General features: G+C 64.4%; 21 protein-coding genes. 7 read left to right on the forward strand and 14 right to left on the reverse strand.

The window, feature by feature from the left end; translation table 11 throughout:
- Nucleotides 1-1317, forward strand: a complete 1317-nt coding sequence (locus CXR03_RS03855; RefSeq protein WP_104102032.1) for an APC family permease — start codon at nt 1-3, stop codon at nt 1315-1317.
- A gap of 4 nt (nt 1318-1321) precedes the next feature.
- Here CXR03_RS03855 and CXR03_RS03860 read toward each other — a convergent pair whose 3' ends face one another.
- The 6 genes from CXR03_RS03860 to CXR03_RS03885 all read right to left on the reverse strand — a co-directional run bounded on the left by CXR03_RS03860 (nt 1322) and on the right by CXR03_RS03885 (nt 6295).
- Nucleotides 1322-2395, reverse strand: a complete 1074-nt coding sequence (locus tag CXR03_RS03860; RefSeq protein WP_104102807.1) for a YhjD/YihY/BrkB family envelope integrity protein — start codon at nt 2393-2395, stop codon at nt 1322-1324.
- Between the two features lie 106 nt (nt 2396-2501).
- Nucleotides 2502-2813 carry a PRC-barrel domain-containing protein gene (locus tag CXR03_RS03865; RefSeq protein WP_104053188.1) on the reverse strand — a complete coding sequence of 104 codons (312 nt, stop codon included), beginning with the start codon at nt 2811-2813 and terminating at the stop codon, nt 2502-2504.
- An 89-nt stretch (nt 2814-2902) separates the two neighbouring features.
- Complete coding sequence (locus CXR03_RS03870) at nt 2903-4135, reverse strand: mechanosensitive ion channel family protein (RefSeq protein ID WP_104102035.1); 1233 nt, start codon at nt 4133-4135, stop codon at nt 2903-2905.
- A gap of 90 nt (nt 4136-4225) precedes the next feature.
- Complete coding sequence (locus CXR03_RS03875; protein WP_104102036.1) at nt 4226-5275, reverse strand: ABC transporter substrate-binding protein; 1050 nt, start codon at nt 5273-5275, stop codon at nt 4226-4228.
- 136 nt (nt 5276-5411) lie between these two features.
- A complete protein-coding gene (locus CXR03_RS03880) occupies nt 5412-5753 on the reverse strand; it encodes a bifunctional 3-phenylpropionate/cinnamic acid dioxygenase ferredoxin subunit (RefSeq protein ID WP_104102038.1) in 342 nt (113 codons plus the stop codon).
- A 107-nt stretch (nt 5754-5860) separates the two neighbouring features.
- Entirely contained in the window at nt 5861-6295 is a 435-nt protein-coding gene (locus CXR03_RS03885; RefSeq protein WP_104102039.1) for a MarR family winged helix-turn-helix transcriptional regulator, read from the reverse strand.
- A 240-nt stretch (nt 6296-6535) separates the two neighbouring features.
- Between CXR03_RS03885 and CXR03_RS03890 the strand changes: the two genes are divergently transcribed.
- Entirely contained in the window at nt 6536-8509 is a 1974-nt protein-coding gene (locus CXR03_RS03890) for an acyl-CoA dehydrogenase family protein (RefSeq protein ID WP_104102041.1), read from the forward strand.
- A 25-nt stretch (nt 8510-8534) separates the two neighbouring features.
- Here CXR03_RS03890 and CXR03_RS03895 read toward each other — a convergent pair whose 3' ends face one another.
- Complete coding sequence (locus CXR03_RS03895; RefSeq protein ID WP_104102042.1) at nt 8535-9173, reverse strand: TetR/AcrR family transcriptional regulator; 639 nt, start codon at nt 9171-9173, stop codon at nt 8535-8537.
- Between the two features lie 169 nt (nt 9174-9342).
- On the opposite strand from CXR03_RS03895, the gene CXR03_RS03900 reads away from it, so the two are divergent.
- Genes CXR03_RS03900 through CXR03_RS03910 form a run of 3 tightly spaced genes read left to right on the forward strand, consistent with a single transcriptional unit; the run spans nt 9343 to nt 12534 of the window.
- Nucleotides 9343-10125 carry an SDR family oxidoreductase gene (locus CXR03_RS03900; protein ID WP_104102044.1) on the forward strand — a complete coding sequence of 261 codons (783 nt, stop codon included), beginning with the start codon at nt 9343-9345 and terminating at the stop codon, nt 10123-10125.
- Nucleotides 10126-10144: 19 nt separating this feature from the next.
- Nucleotides 10145-11410 carry an acyl-CoA dehydrogenase family protein gene (locus CXR03_RS03905; protein ID WP_104102045.1) on the forward strand — a complete coding sequence of 422 codons (1266 nt, stop codon included), beginning with the start codon at nt 10145-10147 and terminating at the stop codon, nt 11408-11410.
- 2 nt (nt 11411-11412) lie between these two features.
- Nucleotides 11413-12534: a phosphotransferase family protein gene (locus tag CXR03_RS03910; RefSeq protein WP_258073476.1), complete on the forward strand. Its 1122-nt coding sequence runs from the start codon at nt 11413-11415 to the stop codon at nt 12532-12534.
- 12 nt (nt 12535-12546) lie between these two features.
- On the opposite strand, the gene CXR03_RS03915 is transcribed toward CXR03_RS03910, so the two are convergent.
- Nucleotides 12547-13581 carry an NAD(P)-dependent alcohol dehydrogenase gene (locus tag CXR03_RS03915; RefSeq protein WP_104102810.1) on the reverse strand — a complete coding sequence of 345 codons (1035 nt, stop codon included), beginning with the start codon at nt 13579-13581 and terminating at the stop codon, nt 12547-12549.
- Nucleotides 13582-13831: 250 nt separating this feature from the next.
- Complete coding sequence (locus CXR03_RS03920; RefSeq protein ID WP_104102812.1) at nt 13832-15265, reverse strand: OFA family MFS transporter; 1434 nt, start codon at nt 15263-15265, stop codon at nt 13832-13834.
- 334 nt (nt 15266-15599) lie between these two features.
- On the opposite strand from CXR03_RS03920, the gene CXR03_RS03925 reads away from it, so the two are divergent.
- Complete coding sequence (locus CXR03_RS03925) at nt 15600-18479, forward strand: hypothetical protein (protein ID WP_181034481.1); 2880 nt, start codon at nt 15600-15602, stop codon at nt 18477-18479.
- Between the two features lie 87 nt (nt 18480-18566).
- Here CXR03_RS03925 and CXR03_RS03930 read toward each other — a convergent pair whose 3' ends face one another.
- The 3 genes from CXR03_RS03930 to CXR03_RS03940 form a co-directional block, all read right to left on the reverse strand.
- Nucleotides 18567-19334, reverse strand: coding sequence for an IclR family transcriptional regulator (locus CXR03_RS03930; RefSeq protein WP_104102048.1), 768 nt, complete (start codon nt 19332-19334; stop codon nt 18567-18569).
- Nucleotides 19335-19400: 66 nt separating this feature from the next.
- Nucleotides 19401-20021, reverse strand: coding sequence for a dihydrofolate reductase family protein (locus tag CXR03_RS03935; protein WP_104102050.1), 621 nt, complete (start codon nt 20019-20021; stop codon nt 19401-19403).
- A gap of 68 nt (nt 20022-20089) precedes the next feature.
- Nucleotides 20090-20653 (reverse strand): acyl-CoA thioesterase, encoded by a 564-nt coding sequence (locus CXR03_RS03940; RefSeq protein ID WP_104102052.1) that lies wholly within the window; start codon nt 20651-20653, stop codon nt 20090-20092.
- Nucleotides 20654-20728: 75 nt separating this feature from the next.
- Here CXR03_RS03940 and CXR03_RS03945 point away from each other — a divergent pair, with 75 nt between their 5' ends.
- On the forward strand, nt 20729-20962 hold the full coding sequence (locus CXR03_RS03945; protein ID WP_104102054.1) for a DUF2945 domain-containing protein: 234 nt from the start codon (nt 20729-20731) through the stop codon (nt 20960-20962).
- 187 nt (nt 20963-21149) lie between these two features.
- Here CXR03_RS03945 and CXR03_RS03950 read toward each other — a convergent pair whose 3' ends face one another.
- Both CXR03_RS03950 and CXR03_RS03955 read right to left on the reverse strand, forming a co-directional pair.
- The gene (locus tag CXR03_RS03950) at nt 21150-21608 is read right to left on the reverse strand and encodes a hypothetical protein (RefSeq protein WP_219816191.1); all 459 of its coding nucleotides are present in this window, start codon (nt 21606-21608) and stop codon (nt 21150-21152) included.
- A 10-nt stretch (nt 21609-21618) separates the two neighbouring features.
- A complete protein-coding gene (locus tag CXR03_RS03955; protein WP_104102055.1) occupies nt 21619-22794 on the reverse strand; it encodes a M20 family metallopeptidase in 1176 nt (391 codons plus the stop codon).
- Between the last annotated feature and the right edge of the window lie 45 nt (nt 22795-22839).

A 22839-nucleotide genomic window follows, 5' to 3' on the forward strand; every position in this document is an offset into this window, starting at 1 on the left:
ATGACGAACAACCCGCAGGCAGCTTCCGCCTCGAAACTCAAACAGGGCATCACCGGTCCCATGCTGTACCTCTTCATCCTTGGGGATGTCCTGGGTGCAGGCATCTATGCGCTGGTGGGCGAGGTGTCCGGCGAAGTGGGCGGAGCCATCTGGGTGCCGCTGGCGGCAGCGCTGCTACTGGCGCTGCTCACCGCTTCCTCGTACGCCGAACTCGTTACGAAGTACCCCAAGGCCGGCGGGGCCGCTGTCTTCGCGGAGCGCGCCTTCAAGCGTCCGGCACTGTCTTTCATGGTGGGGTTCTGCATGCTCGCCGCCGGTGTCACGAGTGCTGCCGGACTGTCGCTGGCCTTTACCGGCGACTACCTCAACGCCTTCCTGGACGTTCCTCCGGTGCCTGCAGCCATCGTTTTCCTGCTCCTCGTCGCCCTGCTCAACGCGCGCGGGATTTCCGAATCAGTGCGGACCAACGTGGTCATGACCGTCATTGAACTCTCAGGCCTTGTCCTCGTCATCGTGCTGGTGGCCGTGATGGTTGGCCGGGGCGACGGCTACACGGAACAGATCACCGAGTTCCCCGCAGGCTCCAACCCGGCAACGGCGGTGCTGGCAGCTTCCCTGCTCGCCTACTACTCCTTTGTGGGCTTTGAGGTCTCGGCCAACGTTGCGGAGGAAGTCCGGGACGTCAGCCGGGTTTATCCGAGGGCCCTGTTCGGGGCGATGCTCACCGCCGGGGTGGTGTACCTCCTGATCGGGATCGCCGCATCCAGCGCCCTTCCCACGGAGGAGCTTGCAAATTCCAGCGGCCCGCTGCTGGCGGTGGTCAGCGCCACGGGCTTCGGCCTGCCGGATTGGTTCTTCAGCCTGATTGCCCTCGTGGCCGTGGCCAACGGCGCCCTGCTGACCATGATCATGTCGAGCCGGCTGACCTACGGAATGGCGGAGCAGGGCCTGCTTCCCGCAGTTTTCGGCAAAGTCCTTCCCAACCGGAAAACGCCGTGGGTGGCGATTGTTGTCACCACCGCCGTCGCCATGGTGCTGACCATGACCGGCGGCTTGGCCTCCCTGGCCGAAACCGTGGTGCTGCTGCTGCTCCTGGTCTTCCTCAGCACCAACATTTCAGTGATCGTGCTGAGGAAGGACTCCGTGGACCATCCGCATTTCCGTACTCCGCTGGTGCTGCCCTACCTTGCCATTGCATCCTGTGTCCTGCTGCTCACCCAGCAATCAGGGGCGGTATGGCTGCGGGCCGGAATCCTGCTGGCGATCGGCGGAGTGCTCTACCTCGTCCGCCGCGCCGTCAAGGGCAAGGTGGGCTGAGGGCCTACTTGAGGTCGTCGTCGTAATCCTTGCCGGCGTGCTGCTGACGCAGCTTGCGGCCCTCCTCGATGTCTTCTTCCATCTGTGCCTCGCGCTTTTCCGTCTGGCGGGTGTCACGCGGTGGCAACTGAACGCTTTCTTCAGCCTGGATACCGGCCTGCAGCTCGCGTCCGCGTTCCACCTCGGCGTCGAACTCCGCACCGAACAACAATGACAAGTTTGCCAGCCAGAGCCACAGCAGGAGAACGATCACACCACCGATGGCGCCGTAGGTTGCGTTGTAGTTGCCGAAGTTGGCCACGTAGAAGCTGAATCCCAGCGTGACGATCCCCAGCACGATCAGCGCAATGAAAGCACCCATGCTCATCCAACGGAACTTGGGCTGCTTCACGTTGGGCGTGGCGTAATACAGAATGGCGACAAGCAGCACGGCGAAGATCAACATCGCCGGCCATTTGGCGATGTTCCAGATCATGACGGCCTCTGAGCCGAGGCCAACAAAGTTGCCTATGGTCTCAGCGATCGGGCCGCTGAGCACCAGCATCATCAGCAGCGCGGCAACCAGCAGGACGAGCACCAGGGTGACCAGGAGCTGGGTCGGCAGCAGCTTCCAGGCCGGCCGGCCCTCGTCCACTTCGTAGATCCGGTTCATGGACCGGCCAAAGGCTTTGACATAGCCGGAGGCGGACCAGAGAGCGCCGACAATACCGATGATCAGGGCGAATCCTGCGCTGCTCGACGACGTCAGCTGGGTGATGGGGCCTTCCAGGACGTCCACTGCACTGGCCGGGGCGAACTCTCCGAGGAGCTCCAGCATGGCCTTGGTGGTGCTTTCAGCCTGCCCCACCACGCCAAGGATGGACACCAGCGCCAACAGCGCCGGGAAAAGCGCAAGGACCGTGTAGTACGTCAGCGCTGCCGCGAGGTCGGTGCACTGATCCTTGCTGAACTCCCGGATAGTTTTGCGGGCGATGTATTTCCAGTTGGGCTTCGTGACCTCGGCCGGAGTGTCCGGCTTGCTCGCGTCGTCCGGACTGGGAGCCGTTTGCGCCTGGTCCCCGCTGTTTTGCTGCGCCATGACAGCCTCCTCGGTGCGTTGGATGATCAAATTTCATCCTATTGCTAAGGAGGCTTACTACCAAAGACTGCAGGGGGCGGGTTTCGGTTTTATCCTGCCGGTGAGGTCAGAAATCCTTGTAGTAGTCCGTCAGCAGGGTCTCCTCCGCCGGGCTGAGCGCGCCGTCGGGATCAACCTGCGGCGAGTCATCCACCACCTGCCGGCTGTAATTCACGTAGATGTCGTCGTCGTCCCGGCGTGCGCCCGCCAAAGGAATAAAGTGCTGGCGGGCTTCAAACAGGCCCAGCGCAACAGTAATCCACTCCGGCACACCGGTTGCCCGGTCCAGGTGGACCTGGCCCACCAGCCCCAGCCGCTCACCGTCCTTGGCCCAGACAGTGGACCCCTGAAGTTCGTGGAGGACAAATTCATCTGCCATAACCGTTCCCCTTTTCATGTCCCGCCGGAGCGCACGTTATCCCAGCAGGCCAGAAGAGTGCCTGCCTGTCAACGGACAGCGGGAAGATGTCAGCGGCGCCGGAGTCCCTCGTCCTCGGCAGAGTTCTCCTCCCGCTCCGCATAAACCTCTTTCCCCGGCCCGGCAAAGGAATGCCGGCGGTCCACGGCTTCAAGCGAACCCGTGAAGAACTGCGAGGTGCTGGTGTCCGCCGGATCCCCGCCGGCCTGCGGACGGGTATTCCGATGCACCTCCGGGGCCTTGGACTTCACTTCTTCCCAGCGCTGGCGGGGCAGGCCTCCCGGATGCCATTCCTGCATATAGGTCACCATCGCTTCACGCACCAGGCAGCGCAGGTCAAACAGGGCACCGCTGTCCGCGGCACTGACCAGGATGCGCACCCGCACCAGGCCTTTTATCGCATCGGTTATCTGGAGAACACCGGTGCGGCCGTCCCAGAGGTCGGTTTCCGCCAGAGTCTTCTTCAGATGGGTGCGCAGGTCCCCCACGGGTGCACGCCAGTCCAGATCCAGTTCCACCGTGCCGAGGATGGCGGACTGCTTCCGCGTCCAGTTCTCGAACGGCGTGGTGGTGAAGTAGGTGGAGGGCAGGATCAGACGGCGGTCATCCCAGAGGTGCACCACCACATAAGTCATCGTGATTTCTTCGATGGTTCCCCACTGGGCTTCCACCACCACCACGTCATCCACCCGGATGGCGTCAGTGAAGGCAAGCTGCATGCCGGCAAAGACATTGGTCAGCGTGCTCTGCACAGCCAGACCGGCAACGATGGAAATCAAACCGGCGGAGGCAAGGATACCGGCGCCGAGGGCCTGAACCTCAGGAATGGTGAGCAGGACGCAGGCCACGGCAATCGTGATGATGATGGCCACGCCTACCCGCCGGCCCAGCATGACCTGCGTCTTGAGCCGGCGCATCCGGCGGTTGTCCTTGGTGTCCGTCGTGTACTTGGTGAGCAGCATCGCTTCGATGATGAGCAGGACAACAACGGCCAGCCAGGCCAGCGAGGCAATCAGGGCCAGGGTGAGGATATAGCTGACCGGTCCGAACCAGTCGAAGCCCACAGCGGTGGCACCGAGGGCAATCCGCGCACCGATCAGGGACAGCACCAGCCGCAGGGGGTTGCGTCCCAGCGCGATGACCTCACGGATCCGCGGGACGCGCCGGAAGATCTTTGCCATGGACTCACGCACTATCCGCGCCAGCACCAAGGCTGCCGCGACGGCGATCAGGAGGGCAAATACGGGTTTGAGGCCGGAGGCAACAGAGAGGACGTCTTGCATACCTTCGATCGTGTCAGCACCCCCGGGGGTGCTGTCCAATCGACAAAAAAGGGCATCCCGGCCACGCCGGGATGCCCTTTTGCACCGAAACTACTTGGCGGCGTCGGCCGCAGCGGCTGCTTCCGCAATCATCGGCACTACATTCTCCAGGGCATACGGGACGCTCAGGACGTTGATGGCTGAGACGGAGAAGACACGCTCGGCATCGGCATCGGCAACTAGGGCGCCGTTCTTAACCGCAGGAATCTGGCCCAGCAGCGGGTCGGCCTCCAGGGCCGCAGCGGCTTCGTCATCAGCCACCCAAGTTACGAAGATGTCGGAGTCCAGCTGGTTGGCGTCCTCATCGGCCCACGGAAGGTAGAAGGCGTCAGCCGGGGCCTTCTCATCCACGATCGGCGCCTGGACCATGCCCAGCTCAGTCAGGAACTTGGGGCGGTTATCCAGGGAGGTGTAGACGGAGGAGGCACCCTTGGCGAGGTTGCCGTATATGAAGGACTTGCCCTCCAGCTCCGGGTACTTGGCGGCAGCGTCCTTAATCGACTGCTCCGTATCTGCAACCAGCTGCCCGGCCTTTTCACTCAGGCCCAGCGCTTCACCGGTCATCTCAGCAGTTTCCTGCCACGAGGTGCCCCAGGGAGCGTCCGGGTACGCGACGACGGGGGCGATCTTGGAGAGCTTGTCGTATTCTTCCTGGGTCAGGCCGGAATAGGCGGCCAGAATAACGTCCGGGTTCGCGGCAGCAACATCTTCGAAGTCGATGCCGTCGGTGTCCGAGTACAGCGCCGGAGCATTCTCGGATCCGATCGGCGCATCCAGTTCTTCCAGCGCCTCATCAATCCAGGGCGTGGTTCCCTGTTCGTTGCCGCCGTAGCTGATGGCCGGCATGACCACCGGCACAACGCCGAGAGCCAGAGCTGTTTCTGCATTCGACCAGGCAACGGCTGCCACCCGCTCGGGAGCGGACTCTATGGTTGTTTCGCCGTAGACGTGTTCGATGGTGACCGGAAAGGAATCGGTTGCCGCTGCAGTGGAGCTGCCGCCGTCGCCCGCTTCACCGGTGGCACCGGTTGAGCAGGCGGAAAGGGACAAAACGGCGACGGCGGCAACAGCCGCAGCGCGGCGCATCCGGGACAGGGCCATGGTGGGCTCCTTGACTAAGGGTTGGACTCTTGAGGCAAAACCAGTGTCCGGAGAATCCGGACAAAAGTAAGGCTAACCTATCCTCAGATTAAATACGCAACGTCTGCCTTGCGTATTACGGCCACCATCCATCAGTTCACTGTTCCGGCGCTTCCCCCGGGTAAAGGTAGATGCCGTCGTCACGCGCTTGGACTCGATGCGTCTTGGCGTTCACCATGGCCGGCAAGCACAGGGCCTGGCCGGTGCGCAGGCAGAACCGCGCCGAATGGACCGGGCATTCCACCTCCGTATCCTCAATCCAGCCTTCCGACAGCGACGCTTCCTCATGGGTGCAGGTGTCATCCAGGGCGTAGTAGCTTCCGTTGTCGCTGTGGAAAACAGCAATGTCGTCCGAAGTGCCGGCAACCTCGGCGTCGACCTTTAATGCAGTTCCTTCATCAATTTCATCCGCAGCCGCAACACGAATGCCTTCGGCCATCAGTACCCTCCTCCAGCACGGGATGTAACAAGGTGTTCCTCCCTCCAACCACGTTACCCGGCACCCCGGCCTGCCCGCACAGGACATGGGACGGACCTACGCGGGGGCTACAGGGAGGCCGAGGCTCCTGTACGCCGGATCTCCAGCTCGCGAATGAGCCCGATGAGTTCCCGGCGAAGCTCCGGCCGGAGAGCTGCAGTGAAACCGGACCGCTCGATGTCATCGGCACGCCCCAGCACCTTCCGCCCATACTGGGAAATACTCACTGCGCGGCGCGAGCCGCTGGGCTCGGGCGGCAATTCCCCCACCAGCCCCTGGCGGGACATCGTCACCAGTGACGTGCCCAGCGTCTGCGCCGTCACCCGCAGCCTCCTCGCCAACTCCGCCCGCTTCATGGGCCCCTCAGCCTCCAGGACCCGAAGCACCGTGACCCGCTCCTGCGTCAGGCCAATGCTCCTCAACCGGTTGTCGACCTCGCGGCGCACCAGCCGGGCTGCCGTGGACAGCAGCCGGACAGCTTCCCATTCCCCCTCGTTCTGCATTTGCCTGCTTTCCTGTACGTATCTCCAGTTGGCATCAAAACAATCAGTGTGCTTACTATTCCAACGCCATGGTGGGGGGTCTTGTCAACAATTTGGACGTACGGCCGTCCGGCGGGGTCAAAGTCATCGGCCGAGAAGAGGGGCACCTGCACACCCTTTCTGCCCGCTGCCGCCGCGCGTAAGCTGTGGCGCACAGCCAACGGAGGTTGCCTGGAGCAGCCCGGAGCGAGGGGAAGTGCCATGAGCACCAAGGACCTGCAGGATGCGCGCACCACCGGCAGTGACGGCGTTCGGGAAGTCAAGGAACGCGTGGTCACTGCCCAGGATGCCCGTGCGCTGGCTGAAGAGTCCCGCATCGCCGAGGATCGGCGCCCCGGTTTTGCCAAAGGCATTTACATGGGCAGTTACAACTTGGATCTGATTCGGCCCCAGCCGGCGGATCCCGAGGAAGCCATCCGCGAGCGCGATTTCCTGGACCGGCTGGAAGCCTTCTGCGGCACCTTGGACGGGCAGGTCATTGAAACCACCGGCGTCATCCCCGATGAGTACCTGCAGGGGCTGACGGATCTGGGGGTCTTTGGCATGAAGATTCCGCGCCGCTACTCCGGACTGGGATTGTCCCTGCTCGCCTACGGCCGCGCATTGATGCTGCTCGGCTCCGTGCACCCCAGCCTTGGCGCACTGGTCTCGGCCCACCTGTCCATCGGCGTACCCGAGCCGGTCAAGGTGTTCGGCACCGACGAACAAAAAGAAAAGTACCTTCCCCGCTGTGCCGGCGGAGCCATCTCTGCGTTCCTGCTGACCGAGCCCGACGTCGGCTCCGACCCGGCGCGGATGCGCGCCACCGCCGTGCCCTCCGGGGACGGGAGCGAATATGTCCTGGACGGAGTAAAGCTCTGGACCACCAACGGCGTGATTGCCGAGCTGGTGGTGGTCATGGCCGCAGTGCCGCCGCACGGCACGGAAAAGGGCGGAATCAGTGCCTTCGTCGTGGAAATGGACACCCCCGGCATCACGGTGGAAAACCGGAACAACTTCATGGGGCTGCGCGGCATAGAAAACGGTGTGACCCGGCTGCGCGGTGTGCGGGTTCCCGCGGCCAACCGGCTGGGCAGGGAAGGCCAGGGGCTGAAGATTGCCCTCACCACCCTGAACACCGGGCGCTTGTCCATCCCGGCACTGTGCGCCGGTGCCGGAAAATGGTCGGTCAAGATCGCCCGGGGGTGGACCGGAACCCGCGAGCAGTGGGGCCGGCCCATTGGCCGCCATGAGGCCGTGGCAAAGAAGGTGGCTTTCATCGCTGCCACCACCTTCGCCCTGGAAAGCGTCTTCGAGCTGTCCGCCTCCCTGGCCGACGCCGGCACCAAGGACATTCGGATCGAAGCCGCGCTGGCCAAATTGTGGGCCTCTGAGATGGCCTACCGGATTGCCGATGAGCTGGTGCAGATCCGGGGCGGGCGCGGTTTCGAAACAGCAGCTTCCCTGGCCGCGCGGGGCGAGCGGGCAGTTGCCGCCGAACAGCAGCTGCGGGACCTGAGGATCAACCGGGTCTTCGAGGGCAGCACGGAGATCATGCACCTGCTGATTGCCCGTGACGCGGTTGATGCGCATCTGAAGGCAGCGGGTGACTTGGCGGTGGCGGATGCCTCTTTGGGCAACAAGGCCAAGGCAGCCGTAAAGGCCAGCGGATTTTACGGCCGCTGGCTCCCCACGCTCGCCGCCGGAAAAGGGTCCGTTCCCACCGCCTATGCGGAATTTGGCCCACTGGCGGGCTACCTGCGTTACGCGGACCGAGCTTCACGCCGGCTTGCCCGCTCCACGTTCTACGGGATGGCACGGTGGCAGGCGGGGCTGGAACACCACCAGGTGTTCCTGGGCCGGATAGTGGACATCGGCGCGGAGCTTTTCGCCATGTCCGCTGTGTGCATGCGGGCAGAAACCCTCCGCCGCAGGAATCCCGAAGAGGGTGCGCAGGCGTATGAGCTGGCTGCAGCCTTCTGCGCGCAGTCACGCGTGCGGACTGAAACACTCTTTGACGATCTGTGGCGCAACTCGGATGCAGAGGACCGCAAGCTCACCAAGGGCGTGCTTGCGGGACGCTACACCTGGCTGGAGAAAGGGGTGCTGGACCAGTCCGAGGGCACCGGCCCCTGGATCTCCGCGTCGGCAAACGGGCCGGATGCAGGTGAGGACCTGCACCGCCGGTACCGGTGACTACCGTTGGTTGCCCCACTAACCGTCAGCTACCCATGGCCGCGCGGGAAATCACCACATACCGGGCGGCCAGGTCTTCCGGGGACAGCTCACCGGCAGAGTGGTACCACTGGGCGACGCCGGTGCACATGGTAATCACGGCACGCGCGGATTCCGCCGGGTAAGGCGTGGCGAACACTCCGGCGGCGACGCCGTCGTTTACCACCTCCGTCAGCAGCAGCTGCTGACGGTCACGGGCGGCAATGTGCGCTGCGCGGGCATCATCATGGAGGCTGCGGATTTCCGATGCCGCAATGAAAGCGTGCTCGCTGCGGTGGGCATGAAACAGCACCAGACACTCGATGAGCAGCCGGAAGCGCTCCTCCACTCCCGGGCCGGCCTCCGCGAGGGCGGCTTCGCTCCGCTGGTACAGATCAGTCATCGCGCGCTGCGCTATGCCTTCCAGCAGTGCATGCTTTGAGGAATAGTGGTGATAGATCCCGGGAACGGAGAGACCGGCACGGCCGGCCACCTCCCGGATGGTGGTGCCGTGATAGCCCTGTTCCACGAAACATGCCAGGGCAGCCGCCAGCACCGGCGGCAGTTCCTGTTCGGAGTAATTCCGCCAGTCCGTGCCTGCGGCGGCCGACCGCTGCGCTTCCCCGCCGATACTGCCGCTGCCCATGCCGCTCCATCCCCTTCAATCGGCCGTAAGTGACCCTTGACACAGTTTTGCCCCTGCACCAGACTTAGCATACCCATGCGCCATACCGATCGGTTGCTCGGTCCAATGCTGTCGGTCCGATGCTGTCGGTCCGGTTCCTGCCGGTCCCCGTTCCATCCTGAGGAGCTCCATGCCAGAGAACAGCGTTCCCGCCCCCCGGCTGGAGGGAAAAACGGCCATTATCACCGGTGCCAGCCGCGGCATCGGTTTGGCAGTGGCCCGCCGGCTGGCGGCTGAAGGCGCCCGCGTCTGCATTACGGCCCGCAAGCCCGGCCCCCTGGCCGAAGCCGCAGCATCGTTCCCCGAAGGGTCCGTTCTTGCCATCGCGGGCAAGTCGGACGACGCGGACCACCGGGCCGAAGTACTGGACACAGTGGCAGCGGAATTCGGCCGGCTGGACATTTTGGTGAACAATGCCGGCATCAACCCGGTCTACGGTCCGCTAATGGATCTGGAGCCCGAGGCCGCCCGCAAGATCACCGATGTCAACCTGTACGGCACCCTCGGCTGGGTGCAGGCCGCCTATCACCACGAGAAGCTCGATTTTGCCGGCCGTGGCGGTTCCGTGATCAACCTGTCCTCGGTCAGCGCCCAAACGCCGTCTCCGGGCATCAGCTTCTACGGGGTCAGCAAGGCCGCCATTGAGCAGCTCACCCGTTCCCTGGCCGTGGAGCTTGGCCCGGCCATCCGGGTCAACGCACTGGCTCCCGCCGTGGTCAAGACGCAGTTTGCCCGGGCGCTCTATGAGGGGCGGGAAGAACAAGTGGCTGCTGCGTACCCGCTGGGCAGGCTGGGCACCCCGGAAGACGTGGCGGCCGCAGCCGCCTTCCTCGCCTCCGATGACGCAGCCTGGATCACCGGCCAAATCCTGAACCTCGACGGCGGCCTGCTGGCTGCCGGCGGCAACGCATAAGCCACGCAAAGGACACCGAATGAATACTCTCCCCCCGGACATCGAAGACCTGCGCTTGCGCACCCGGGACTTTATCCGCACTGTGGTCATGCCGGCGGAGCCCGCTCCGGGGGACCGACTGTCGGAGAATGAACGGGACCGCCTGCAGGCAGCCGCCAGGAACGCCGGCGTGTTCGCTCCTCATGTGGCGCGGGAATACGGCGGACAGGGTGTTCCCCTGCAGTTCTGGTCCCCCATCTTCCAGGAGGCGGGCTATTCACTGATCGGCCCCACGGTGCTCAATTGCCAGGCACCGGATGAGGGCAACATGCACATGCTCGAACTCATCGGCACGCCGGCACAGAAGGAGCAGTATCTGCGTCCCCTCGTCTCCGGTGCTGCGCGTTCCTGCTTTGGGATGACCGAACCGCATCCGGGCGCCGGATCGGATCCGGCTGCGCTGCGGACCTCGGCGGAGAAGGCTGACGGCGGCTGGGTCATCAACGGCCACAAACGTTTTATCAGCGGCGCCAACAATGCGTCCTTCTGCATCGCCATGGTGCGCACGCCGGCAATCGAGGCCACGGCCGACGGCGCCTCCTCCCCCGCCCCGGCCGGAGCCACCATGCTGCTGGTGGACATGGACACCCCCGGCGTCCGCATCGGCGAACAAATCTCCACCATGGACCGCGCCATTGGCGGCGGACATCCCCATCTGCACTTTGAGGACGTCTTTGTTCCGGACTCTGCCGTTCTGGGTTCGCCCGGAGAGGGCTTCCGCTATGCGCAGGTCCGGCTGGGTCCGGCGCGGCTGACGCACTGCATGCGCTGGCTCGGGCTGGCCCGGCGGGCAATGGATATTGCCCTGGACCGCACCAACACCCGCGAGATTTTTGGCTCCGCCATGCATGAACTCGGCATTGCCCAGGACATGCTGGCGCTGAACGTGATGGACCTGGAAACGTCCGATGCGATCATCACCAAAACGGCCGCCCTGCTGGAAGCCGATGCGAAGGCCGGCTCGGCGCTCTCATCGGTGGCCAAGGCACACACCTCCGAGGCTGTGTACCGGGTGATCGACCGCTCATTGCAGCTGTGCGGGGGCGACGGGGTTTCCGACCGCCTGCCGCTGGCGTCCTACCTTAACGAGGTGCGGGCCTTCCGCATCTACGACGGGTCCAACGAAACGCACAAGTGGGCGATTGCAAGGCGGGCATCCGCTGCCCGGCGGCGCGAGGTGGAAGCGGGAGCGCCGTTCCAGGCTTCCGTGGACACCGCTGCGGCCTACAGTTCCACGGAAGCCTAGGCATGGCTGTCACCGCAGCTTCCATGCACTCGGTCCCTGACGGCAGCGAGGTGGTGGCGACCTCGGCTGAGGCCGCCGCGCTCGCTTCGCCTCCGTTGCTGATCCTGGACGCAGTCACAGATTTCCTCGACAGCCACAACCTCGGCTCCGGCCCCCTGTCCTGGGCTCAGATTGGCGACGGACAGTCCAACATCACGTATCGGCTGGAGCGAGGCGGCGACGTGTTTGTCCTCCGCCGAGGCCCGCGGCCGCCCCTGCCCCGTTCAACGCATGACATGGTCCGCGAAGCGCGGATCCAGCAGCTCCTGCGGGGCCGCGGCATTCCGGTTCCCGCCATCCTTGCAGTGTGCGAGGACGAGTCCGTCCTGGGCGTGCCGTTCTACGTGATGACTTTCCTGGAAGGTCTGGTCATCACCAACACCATTCCACCGGCCCTGAGTTCTGCCGAACAGCGGCTGGCCACCAGCAACGCCGTCGTCGATACCCTGGTTCAGCTGCACGCGGTGGACGTGGCGACCGGCGACCTGGCATCCTTCGGCCGTGCCGACGGTTACCTGCGCCGGCAGGTGGAACGTTTCTCCGCGCTCTGGGACATCAACACCACCCGCTCCCTGCCCGACGTTGCCCTGCTGGGGAATTGGCTGGCCGACAACCTGCCAGCCAGCCAGCAGGCCTCGGTGCTGCACGGGGATTACCGCCCCGGAAACCTGATGTTCCATCCATCGGCGCCGGCACGCGTTACTGCCGTCCTGGACTGGGAGATGGCGGCAGTGGGCGATCCCCTGGCCGATCTGGGCTACCTGACCGCAACGTACGCACAGCCGGACAGCCCGCCCAGCCCGCTGGAGCTGACCGCCGTCACCCGTAATCCGGGCTATCTGACGCGCGGCCAGCTAATTTCCCGCTACCAGGAACAAACCACCCTGTCCCTGGACGCCCTCCCCTGGTATCAGGCGCTGGCCCTGTGGAAGGCCTCAATCTTCTGCGAAGCGATCTACACCCGATGGCTCAAAGGAGAGCGTCCCAACGACACCCTGTTCGCGCCGACACTGGAGGACGGCGTTCCGCAGCTGCTAGCCCAGGCACGCGTGTTTGCAGGCCTATCCCCCGCTGCCGCGCGGTAGGAAAAGGGCAAGCTAGGGAACGACGACGGCGCGGCCCAGGATCTGGTTGTTCTTGAGTTTTTCGTAGGCCTTCGGTGCATCGGCGAGGGAGAAAACCTCGGTGTGCACGTTGATCCCGCTGGACCGGGCCAAATCGAAGACTTCAATCAGTTCAGGCCGGGTGCCCCAGTACGGCGAACGGATGGATGCCTCCCAGGCACCGGCCATCAGTCCGACGGGCAGCACTCCGGCGCCCACACCAACCAGGACCTGGTCCCCCTGCGGCCGGATCATGGCCTGGCCCAGGTCCATGGTGGCCTGGTTGGCGACAAAGTCGAATACCACGTTGGCCCCTTCACCGCGGGTCAGGTCCCGGACCAGAGCCACCGTTCCCTGCTCGGACGGGAACGTGTAGTGGGCTCCCACTTCCGTGGCCAGGTTCAGTTTGTCCTCACTGATGTCCAGGGCAACCACCGTGGCCGGGGTCATCGCACGCAGCAGCTGCACTGCCACGTGCCCCAAACCACCCACGCCGATCACCACACAGGTGGCACCGGCATGCAGTTTGGCCAGTGAACCCTTGATCGCGTGATAGGGCGTCAGCCCCGCGTCGGTCAGGGACACGTTCTTCACCGGATCCAGGTCACCCAGGGGAACCAAATGCCGGGGACTGTCCACAATCATGTATTCCGCCATGGCTCCGGGCGCGCCCAGCCCCGGCGGAACAATGCCGTAGCGGGCAGCATTGGTGCAGTAGTTTTCGCTGCCTTTGGAACACTCATAACATTGTCCGCAGCCCCACGGGCCGTAGACCGCCACCGATGTTCCCAGCTCCAGGTGCTCCACGCCGTCGCCCAGCATGTCCACCACTCCGGCGCCTTCGTGGCCAAGGGTCTGCGGCCTGCCGTACACATACTGGTCATCGGGCAGGCTCATGATGAACTCATCGGAATGGCAGACACCGGCAGCGCTCACCTTGATGCGGACCTGCCCCGGGCCGGGCTCGGGAGTCTCGATTTCCACGACCTCAGGCGCCGAACCAATTGTGCGGTATTGAAGTGCCAACACGTCATACTCCTTTTCTCCGCGGAGCCGGCCGGGGCCGGAGCGGAACTGTTGAGTGGCTTGGTCCCCCATCGTGACACCGCTCCGGCCGCCAACACACCCCCTTCGGCGCAGTGGCGGCGGGAAATGCCCCAACAGCGTGCCGGGCGTCAGCCGAAGAGGGCAGCAGCCCGGGACAGGGTTTGGAAGACTCCGTAGGCCAGCGGCACACCCACCAGGAGCCAACTCACGGTGATCCGGATACTTGTCTTACTCACTTGTGATCCTCCTCCAGTTTGGCGGTGTCCGGCTTGCCGGCATTTCCCCCGCTGCCCGCGCCCCTGACCTTCTGATGCTTGTCCGGTTCGTGGTGCTTGGAATCGACCGGGCGCACCAAGAGGTTGGCAATGAAGCCAATTACCAGCAGGGCCACCATTGTGAGCAGTGCCGGCTGGTAGGCCTCGGCGTTCAGTTCCCCGGGTGTCCCCTGGGCATCAAGGAACGAGTTCACGATCAGCGGTCCGGCGATGCCTGCAGCGGACCATGCCGTCAGCAGCCGTCCGTGGATGGCGCCCACCTGGAAGGTGCCGAACAGGTCCCGCAGGTAGGCGGGAACCGTGGCAAAGCCGCCGCCGTAGAAGGAGAGGATTACAAAGGCCAAGAGAACATACAGGATGGTCGATGTGTTCCCGAACAGGGCGAGCATCAGGTAGAGCACTGCTCCTGCTCCCAGATACACCATGTAGATGCGCTTTCGCCCGATCACGTCGGAAGTGGCGGACCAGACAAAGCGGCCGCCCATGTTACCGATGGAAAGCAGGCCCACAAAGCCTCCGGCGACCGCCGCGCTGACGAGGGAAACGCCGTCGGGCTGGCGGAAGAAGTCCTGGATCATGGGCGCGGCCTGTTCCAGGATGCCGATTCCGGCTGTGACGTTGCAGAACAGGACAATCCAAACCAGCCAGAATTGCCGGGTCTTGATCGCATTGGCTGCAGACACGTGGTTTGTGGTGACCAGTGCCTTGGACGCAACTGTTTTTGGATCGAACCCTTCCGGCGCCCAGCCATCCGCCGGCACCCGGATGGTCAATGCCCCGTAGAGCATATATACGAGATAGATGGCGGCGAGGGTCAGGAAAAGTTTCCCGACGGCGTCGCCGGCGTTCGCTCCGGCAGTTCCGAAATCGGGATCGTAGAAGGTCAGCAGTGCCGAGGAGAGCGGGCTGGCGATCAGTGCGCCGCCGCCAAACCCCATGATGGCCATCCCCGTTGCCAGCCCGGGACGGTCGGGGAACCATTTGATCAGAGTGGAGACCGGAGAAATGTAGCCGATGCCCAGCCCGATGCCGCCAATGACTCCATACCCGATGTAGAGCAGCCAGAGTTGGTGAGTAAAGATGCCGAGTGCGCCCACTAGGAAGCCGCCGGTCCAGAAGACAGCGGAGACGAACATCGCCTTGCGCGGCCCGTTGCGGTCAACCCAGGTCCCCATGACGGCGGCGGAGAGGCCGAGCATGACAATCGCCACCGAGAAGATGATGCCGATCTGGGTCAGGCTGGCGTCAAAGTGTTCCACCAGGGCGTTCTTGTAGACGCTCGTTGCATACACCTGACCAATGCACAGGTGGACGGCCAGAGCCGCGGGAGGGATTAGCCACCGGTTGAATCCCGGCGGGGCGATGGTGTTTTCACGGTCGAGCCAGCTCATCCATAACTCCCTTGTGGTGCTGCGGCACGTGCTTAACTGCTGTGTCAGCCAGCATTCCCCATGCCGGCCTGCGGAAGACCGTGACACGCCGCCAGCCGGTTATCCGACAGACCGAAAATCCGCAACCTACTGGCCGGTAACTTTTTTCACCAGAATCCTTGCTTTGTTACCGAGCAGTAAGTTAGATGTAACAGACATCACACTCGTGTCGGGGGAATTCGTCATCAGAGCAGCGGCGCTTTCGGTCCGGCACGACCGAAATCGAGGGCCCACCGGCGCACTCCTCGCTGCCTGTCCGGTTATCGGACCGGCTTATGACCACAAAGGAATTTCAATGACGAGTTCTCTTTCCGGCCGGAACCGTTCCCGGCCGCATGCCCTTCTAACAGCTCTGCTGGCTTTGTTCCTCATCCTCCTCCTGGCTTTCTTTGTGCTGTTCACCAGCAGGGTTGCTGCGGGGGCCAGCCAGCTCAGTGACGGTGCCGTGCGCGCGTCGACCGGTGCCGGTGATCTGAAAGAGGGAGCCGCCAAAGCCCGGGAAGGTGCCGACAAGGTTGCCGCGGGCAGCGAGAAGGTCGACGCCGGTGCCAACACCCTGGCTGACGGCATCGCCAGCGCCAAGACCGGTGCCACGTCCCTGAAGAACGGCGCCGTGGCCCTGGATGAGGGAGCGGTAAAGCTTCAGACCGGCGCTGTATCGGCAGCCGACGGAGCGCTGAAGATCGCCGCTGGCGCGGGAACGGCCAACGCGGGTGCAGGCCAGCTCGCCAACGGCGGCATCCAGCTTCGCGACGGTGCGGCCCGCGCTTCCGACGGTGCGCAGCAGCTTGCTGCCGGTTCGGGGGAACTGAACAAGGGAGCGCTGAGCGCCGCTGAAGGTGCCGGTGCGCTTAACGCCGGTGCCGTAAAGCTCAACGACGGCGGTCTTGCACTTCGCAACGGAGCGGGACAGATTGTGGGCGGGGCCAAGGCGCTGAACGACGGCGGCGTGAAGCTCCGCGACGGCGCCAAAGCCGCCAATACCGGAGCGGGCCAAGTGGCCGCCGGAGCCGGGGACCTCAACAAGGGGGCCCTTGCCGCCAAAGACGGTGCCGACAAGCTGACCGTGGGCGCCGGAGCCGCCAAAGACGGCGCCGACAAGATTTCCGGCGGCGCCGGGGCCCTTGCCGACGGCGCCTCTGCTCTCACCGACGGCAGCGCCAAGCTGAAAACCGGTGCCGAGGATGCTGACAAAGGAGCACAGCAGCTCGCCGCAGGCACCAAGAACCTCAACGACGGAGCGCAGTCGGCCAAGGTTGGAGCCGAGGAGCTGGCAGAAGGTGCTGTCAGGGTAAACGCAGGCGCCTCCAAGCTGGCCAAGGGCGCCGGCGATCTCCGCGTAGGCGCAGTGGCCCTGTACGAAGGAACCGGATCTGCGGTGGCGGGCACCGAGGCGCTGCTGGCCGGCGCCAACCGGGTGAATGCGGGAGCGGCGGCTCTCAGCGACGGCGTCAACACGGCTGCAAACGGCTCAGCCGAACTGGCCGCGGGCGCACGGAACCTCTCCAACGGCATCAACGCCCTGGTCAACGGCGGACCGCTGCTGCGTGACGGTGCTGCAGAACTCGCAGCCGGGATTCCCCTGGTCAACGGCGGAGCAGCCGTCCTGGCAAGCAGCGCCGATACGGTGGCAGGCGGCGCGTCCAGCGCGTCCGCAGCCGCAGCAAACATGGTGGCCCAGCTGCAGCAGCTGCAGCAGGATGCACCGTCGCTGACCGAAGCTCAGCTTGCCGAGCGCCTGACGGCCATCACGGCACAGGCGCAGGGAACCAAGGCCGGCGTGGACGGCATCGCCGCCGGTGCCACCGATTTCAGCAATGCCTACAACACCCAGCTCAAGGACGGGCTGGAGCAGGTTCGTGCCGGCGCCGTGGATGCGGGTGCAGGCGCAGCGGCCGTGGCTGCCGGAGTCCCCGGCGTACGGGACGGCGGAATGCAGGTTGCCGCCGGCGCCGAGGCGCTGAACAACGGCATCCTCGCCATCAAGGCCGGTTTCGACGGCCAGGGCACGCCGGAGGAACCGGGTCTGCGCAACGGAGCCAAGGGCGTGGCCGACGGTGCCGCAGCGCTTGCCGCGGGTTCCCTGCAGCTGCAGGGCGGGGCGAAGCAGCTTGTTGACGGAGCCGGTGCGCTCGAAACCGGTGTTGCCGACCTGGCTGCCGGAACCGGCGCTTTGGAGAACGGATCCGCTGATCTGGCCGACGGCAACGGAAAGCTTGCTGCCGGTGCCGGACAGCTGGACACCGGGGCCCAGACCCTCGCGGCCGGCACCCCGCTCCTCTCCGCAGGTGCAGGTCAGCTCGCTGCAGGTGCCGGAGCGCTGAATGCCGGTGCAACGGAGCTTTCCACCGGAGCGTCAGACCTCTCCACTGGACTTGCCACGCTGCGCGCGGGTGCCGGCAGCATTGCCGCCGGCAACGGAACCATCGCTAACGGTGCGGGCACGTTGAATGCCGGTGCAACCGCTCTGGCGACGGGCACCAAGGCCCTGGAAACAGGCGCCACCCAGCTGGCTACCGGTGCGGGTGTCCTCACGGCGGGTGCTGAAACGCTTTACGCAGGAACCGGGGAACTCTCCACCGGTCTGGCCACGCTCCGGGCAGGTGCCGGATCGCTGGCATCAGGCAACGGTGCCATTGCAGAGGGCGCCAACAAGCTCAACGCCGGAGCATCCGAGCTGGCCGCCAAGACACCGGAACTGGTTGCCGGTGCAGACAAGCTCGCCACCGGCGCGCAGACCCTCTCCACCGGCTTGAGCACCCTTGAGACCGGCGCGGTGACGCTCTCGGAAGGCAACGACAAACTGGCTACCGGGGCAACCACTCTGGCCGAAGGCACCAGCAAGCTGGTGTCCGGCAGCGGCTCGCTTGCCGACGGCACCGTCAAGCTGGATGAGGGCGGCAAGACGCTCACCGCAGGAACGGGTGACCTGAAGGACGGCGCCGCTGAACTGGCCGAAGGCAACACCAAGCTGGCCGAGGGCAGCACAACCCTGGCCGACGGCAACGGGGAAATCTCCGACGGCGCCGACACAATGCGGGCCAGCACCACGGCCATGACCCCGGGCGAAATCGTTACTTCCCCGAAGGTTCTGGCAGTGCTCATCCCGCTGCTTCTGCTCATGATTCCGGCGGTCATGCTGGTTTCCGGCCGCTCACGCGAGTCACAGCACTAACAGCAAAATACGTCCCGCAGAAAGGGCGGAGCCGCGCACGCGGCTCCGCCCTTTCTGTGTGGACGCTCTTTGTGGACGCAGTGGCCTCTAGCCGGGCTCTTGGCCGTTGAACTCCTGGGAAATGGATGTGGCGGCAGAGCGCAGCAGCGGAACAGCACGCTTGGCAAAACTTTCATCCACCCGGGAGATGGGTCCGGAAACAGAGACCGCAGTGGGCGTGGGAGCATCCGGCACGGCGATGGCGAAACAGCGCACGCCCAGCTCCTGTTCCTGTTCGTCGATGGCATATCCACGCTTGCGGATCCGCTGGAGGTCAGCCAGCAGCTCATCCACGGTCCCGATGGTCTTGTCGGTGGGTGTCGGCATCCCGCTGCGGGCGACGATGTCGCGCACCTTGTCGTCAGGCAGCTGCGCCAGGATGGCCTTGCCGACACCGGTGGCATGGGGGTGCACCCGGCGGCCCACCTCGGTGAACATCCGCATCGAGTGCTGGGACGGGACCTGCGCCAAGTAGACCACCATGTCTGAGTCCAGCACCGCGATGTTGGCCGTCTCTCCGAGCCCGTCGACCAGCTTCTTGAGCTGGGGAAGGGCAAGGGATCCCAGCTGTTTTGTTGCCCCTTCCCCCAACGGGATGAGGCGAGGACCCAAGGTGTAGCGCCGGCTGGGCAGCTGGCGGGCATATCCAAGCGTTACCAGGGTCCGGAGCAGCCGGTGGATGGTGGGAAGCGGCAGATCCGTGGAAGCCGAGAGTTCGCTCAGTGTTACGGCTCCGCCGGCATCTGCAATGATTTCCAGCAGCTCAAAAACGCGTTCGACTGACTGCACGCCGGAACCGGCGGCTTTTCCGGCCATGAGTTTTCCTTCCGAGATTTTCCTGCAAACTTTATCGCATGGCGGAAACTCTTTATTGCACTTCGGTTAGAGACCGATGCGCGGCCCCATATCCGCGGTTCCGAAAGGGATCGGCCGCAGCCGCAGGTGGAAGGTACCGCTGGCCAGGGTTTCCGATTCGAGAACCTGGAACCCTGACGGTACGGACCCGGCATCAAAGAGACGCTTTCCAGTCCCCACCACCACGGGAAAGACGAGCAGCCGGAACTCGTCCACCATTCCGGCATCGTGCAGTGATCTGGCCAGCCGGTGACTTCCGTGAACCTGAATCTCGCCGCGTCCGCGCTTCAACTCTTCGATGGCATTGAGCGGATCCCCGGGGAGAACCCGGGTGTTGTGCCACGTCGGGTTTTCCACGGTGGAGGAGACCAGGTATTTCGGAAGGTGGTTGAGGGCGTAGGCAACGGGGTCGTCCGGGTCGGTGACAAGCTCCCAGAAGGGTTGCATCATGTCGTAGGTATACCTGCCCAGGAGCAGCGAATCAGCCCTCGCCAGCCAGCTGTTAACAATCTGTCCCACCGTTAGGTCATGGAGGTAAGGCGCCAGCCAGCCGCCGCGGTCAAAGCCTCCGGACAGGTCTTCGTCCGGTGAACCCGGGCCCTGCATCACGCCGTCCAGACTCAGGAAGATGTTGACGGAGAGTGTCATAAGGGAAAATTTACGCCGCGGCAGGGCGCCGCCGGTATGACCGCTGCACCTTTTGCCGCTCCGGAGCCTTAGCTCTTTGTCCCCTGTGCCCAGGCGTGCGGCGCCGGTCGGCGGGTGCTCGGGAGTGCGCCGTCGGCCCGCCACTGCCGAACCCACTCGGGCAGTTCCAGATCCGAGGGAGGCAGGACTCCGGCTGCTTTGAAGATCTCTTCGTTGCTCACCGGACCGTTCTTGGACACAAAACGTGCGGCAATGTAGGCACGTGCGTAAATCTCGCCGTCGGCCACCATGCGCTGCTCAATGTAGCTGGCGCGGTCATCGAAACCGATGACCTTGGTTTCGATCGTGTACCGCTGGCCCAGCTGAAGGGATTTGCGGAAGCTGATCGTCTCGTTGCCCACCACCGGACTCCAGCCGTTGCGCCGCATGCTGTCCCAGAATCCGCTGCGGACCATGAGGTCGAAGCGGCCGAGGTCCATCAGCGAAAAGTACATGCCGTTGTTCAGGTGCATGGCGATGTCGATGTCGGTGGGAAGCACCCGCATCGGGAGCGAGGACGAATCGAAGAAGTCCAGTTTCGGACGCCGGCGGGAACGGAACAAGACGAGGAGGGTGCGAAAAAGAAGGTGCATGGACGCTATATTACTGGCCAGTAACTTAGTGGGCTACCCATTGCCGTGGGGGAAACGGCTGCCCACACTGGTTTTATGACGAATTCACCCGACGCGAACCCGCGGTATGCCGTGGGCGACCAGGTTCGCTGGAACTACCGGGGATCGGATATTAGCGGCGAAGTCACGGAAATCCATACCGCTGACTTCGAGTTCATGGGCCGGGTCCGGGCCTGCTCCGAGGACGAGCCGCAGTACAAGGTCCGCAGCGACTCCTCGCACCGCCACGCGGTCCACAAGGGTTCAGCCCTCCGGGCGGCGGACGACTGAAGCTTCCCTCGTGGTGCGGCCTTAGGTTGGGAGCCCGCGCTGATTTCCCTCCACTTTGGGAAACGGCGACCGTTTTGGGAAAACGCTGCCGGTTTAAAACGGCAGTGAATTCCCAAAGTGGCAGGGAATTCCCAAACCGGAGCGAAACGAGGGCCGGAAAAGTGTCAGCTGAAGGACCAGCCCGCCGCTAGTTCTTCGCCGCGTCCCGCAGCGCCTTCCACGCACCGGTGGACCACAGGGCCCAGATCACCAGCAGGGGCTGGAAGAACAGCCGGCCCAGACGCTTGCCATCCGTATCCAGGCCAAAAGCATCAGTGTGTGTGACGTACTGGGAAATGTTGCCGGGGAAAATCACCACAAAGAACGCCGCCGCAGCCCATCCCACCGGCACCCGTCGCTTGCGGAGGAGGATCAGCGCCGCGCCAAGACTGATTTCCGCCACCCCGGAAAGCAGCACCACGGCGTCGTCATCCAGCGGAACCCAGTCCGGAACCTGCGCCTGAAACTCCGAACGGGCAAACGTCAGGTGCGATGTTCCGGCAAACGCCAGGAACGCACCCAGGGCGATGGCTCCCAGCCGTCGGGGTTTCGACGTCGGCGGGGCAGGACGGGCCGCAGCCGCGGCAAGGCGTGAAACGAGAGACATGCGGCCAAGCCTACGTCAGGCGGTTGTAGGCCAGCTGGGCCAGTGCGGCGGCCTGGTCACCCAGCACCGAGTCATCGAAAAGCACCCTCGGCGAGTGGTTCCAGGCCGCCGTTGCAGGATCCAATGACGGCGGCGTGGCACCCAGGAACAGAAAGGTCCCGGGGATTTCGTCCAGCACCAGGGAGAAATCCTCGGACCCCATCAACGGATCCCGGGACTCCAGCACCCGGTCCTCGCCGAACAACCCCCGCAGGTCCGTAAGTGCCTCACGGGTGCGGCCGGCGTCGTTGCGGGTGACGGGATAGCGGACGGTGAAATCGACGTCGACGCTGCAACCGTGCGCGGCAGCAATCCCTTCCGCGAGCGCCTTCGACTCCACAATCACCCGGTCCAGCGACTCCTCGGACAGTGTGCGCACGGACGCACCCAGTCTGGCCGTATCCGGAATGACATTGATGGCGTCCCCGGCCTCCAGCTGCGTAACGGTGAGGACAATCGGATCGAAGACGGAGAACCGGCGGGTGGACATGGTCTGCAGCGCGGAGGCAATCTCCGTGAGCGCAGGGACGGGGTCGACGGCGGTCTGCGGCTGGGAACTGTGGCCGCCTGAACCTTTGACCGTAATGCGCAGCTCGTTTGCTCCGGCCATCAGCGTGCCCGGCTTGGTGCGGAAAACTCCCAGCGGACCGGGACGCACGTGGATCCCGTAGGCGGCAACGGGGCGTTCTCCTGCGGCGTCGAGCACTCCCTCATCGATCATCAGGCTGGCTCCGTTGTGGCCTTCTTCGCCGGGCTGGAACATGAAGATGACGCTGCCGGCCAGGTCCTGCTGCTGAGCGCAGAGCAGCTTTGCGGCGCCAACCAGCCCTGCCACATGCAGGTCGTGCCCGCAGGCGTGCATGTTTCCGTTGGTCGAGGCGTATTCCAGGTCCGTCAGTTCGGTCACCGGCAGCGCATCCATGTCCCCGCGCAGCAGGACGGCCGGTCCCGGCTCGGCTCCCCGTAGCACGGCCACTACGGACGAGGCCTTCAACCCCAGAGTGATTTCCAGGTCCAGGCCCTCCAGCGCAGCAACGATGCGGGACTGGGTCCGCGGCAGGTCGAGCCCGGTCTCCGGATCCTGATGGAGTTCGCGCCGCAGCGCTACAAGTTCAGGGAGAATCGCCTGTGCTTCAGAAACAAACATGCATTGAGTCCTGTCATCCGCGCTGATGCCCGGCCGCAGCAGCGG

Origin of the sequence: Arthrobacter sp. 08Y14, assembly GCF_002929455.1 — a bacterium.
GTDB lineage: Bacteria > Actinomycetota > Actinomycetes > Actinomycetales > Micrococcaceae > Arthrobacter_B > Arthrobacter_B sunyaminii.

What these genes read in the sequence shown, in the direction of transcription:
- CXR03_RS03945 (WP_104102054.1), top strand. Translation starts at nt 20,729, where the DNA reads ATGACGAATTCACCCGACGCGAACCCGCGGTATGCCGTGGGCGACCAG.
- CXR03_RS03925 (WP_181034481.1), top strand. Translation starts at nt 15,600, where the DNA reads ATGACGAGTTCTCTTTCCGGCCGGAACCGTTCCCGGCCGCATGCCCTT.
- CXR03_RS03860 (WP_104102807.1), bottom strand. Translation starts at nt 2,395, where the DNA reads ATGGCGCAGCAAAACAGCGGGGACCAGGCGCAAACGGCTCCCAGTCCG.
- CXR03_RS03870 (WP_104102035.1), bottom strand. Translation starts at nt 4,135, where the DNA reads ATGCAAGACGTCCTCTCTGTTGCCTCCGGCCTCAAACCCGTATTTGCC.
- CXR03_RS03855 (WP_104102032.1), top strand. Translation starts at nt 1, where the DNA reads ATGACGAACAACCCGCAGGCAGCTTCCGCCTCGAAACTCAAACAGGGC.
- CXR03_RS03940 (WP_104102052.1), bottom strand. Translation starts at nt 20,653, where the DNA reads ATGCACCTTCTTTTTCGCACCCTCCTCGTCTTGTTCCGTTCCCGCCGG.
- CXR03_RS03890 (WP_104102041.1), top strand. Translation starts at nt 6,536, where the DNA reads ATGAGCACCAAGGACCTGCAGGATGCGCGCACCACCGGCAGTGACGGC.
- CXR03_RS03885 (WP_104102039.1), bottom strand. Translation starts at nt 6,295, where the DNA reads ATGCAGAACGAGGGGGAATGGGAAGCTGTCCGGCTGCTGTCCACGGCA.
- CXR03_RS03880 (WP_104102038.1), bottom strand. Translation starts at nt 5,753, where the DNA reads ATGGCCGAAGGCATTCGTGTTGCGGCTGCGGATGAAATTGATGAAGGA.
- CXR03_RS03905 (WP_104102045.1), top strand. Translation starts at nt 10,145, where the DNA reads ATGAATACTCTCCCCCCGGACATCGAAGACCTGCGCTTGCGCACCCGG.
- CXR03_RS03935 (WP_104102050.1), bottom strand. Translation starts at nt 20,021, where the DNA reads ATGACACTCTCCGTCAACATCTTCCTGAGTCTGGACGGCGTGATGCAG.
- CXR03_RS03955 (WP_104102055.1), bottom strand. Translation starts at nt 22,794, where the DNA reads ATGTTTGTTTCTGAAGCACAGGCGATTCTCCCTGAACTTGTAGCGCTG.
- CXR03_RS03875 (WP_104102036.1), bottom strand. Translation starts at nt 5,275, where the DNA reads ATGGCCCTGTCCCGGATGCGCCGCGCTGCGGCTGTTGCCGCCGTCGCC.
- CXR03_RS03865 (WP_104053188.1), bottom strand. Translation starts at nt 2,813, where the DNA reads ATGGCAGATGAATTTGTCCTCCACGAACTTCAGGGGTCCACTGTCTGG.
- CXR03_RS03950 (WP_219816191.1), bottom strand. Translation starts at nt 21,608, where the DNA reads ATGTCTCTCGTTTCACGCCTTGCCGCGGCTGCGGCCCGTCCTGCCCCG.
- CXR03_RS03900 (WP_104102044.1), top strand. Translation starts at nt 9,343, where the DNA reads ATGCCAGAGAACAGCGTTCCCGCCCCCCGGCTGGAGGGAAAAACGGCC.
- CXR03_RS03930 (WP_104102048.1), bottom strand. Translation starts at nt 19,334, where the DNA reads ATGGCCGGAAAAGCCGCCGGTTCCGGCGTGCAGTCAGTCGAACGCGTT.
- CXR03_RS03920 (WP_104102812.1), bottom strand. Translation starts at nt 15,265, where the DNA reads ATGAGCTGGCTCGACCGTGAAAACACCATCGCCCCGCCGGGATTCAAC.
- CXR03_RS03895 (WP_104102042.1), bottom strand. Translation starts at nt 9,173, where the DNA reads ATGGGCAGCGGCAGTATCGGCGGGGAAGCGCAGCGGTCGGCCGCCGCA.
- CXR03_RS03910 (WP_258073476.1), top strand. Translation starts at nt 11,413, where the DNA reads ATGGCTGTCACCGCAGCTTCCATGCACTCGGTCCCTGACGGCAGCGAG.